The organism is Rhodococcus sp. MurmanLake-1 (assembly GCF_056945715.1).
In genome coordinates, this window is record NZ_JBWZNF010000100.1 from 1 (window position 1) to 252 (window position 252).

Sequence of the window (252 nt, forward strand, 5' to 3'; positions counted from 1 at the left end):
GGCTTGATCACCACGGTGTTGCCGGTGATCAACGCCGGGGCACCCTTCTTGGCGAAGTGGATGGGCGGCCAGTTGAACGGCAGTATCGCTGCGACGACCCCGTAAGGCTCGTAGACCACCCGGGTCTCGATCGGGCCCTGGTCGATGATCTCTCCGGGGAGGCTGTCGCCCAGACCGGCGAAGTAGTCGAAACAGTTCGAGCTGAAGCTCACATCGTTGGCGAGCGCGTCCCGTCGGGGTTTGCCGTTCTCC

General features: G+C 63.9%; 1 protein-coding gene. It reads right to left on the reverse strand.

Annotated elements, in window-relative coordinates; translation table 11 throughout:
• Positions 1-252, reverse strand: a 252-nt coding sequence (locus tag AC2ETI_RS32820; RefSeq protein ID WP_483635077.1) for an aldehyde dehydrogenase family protein, incomplete at both ends; no start/stop codon positions are given.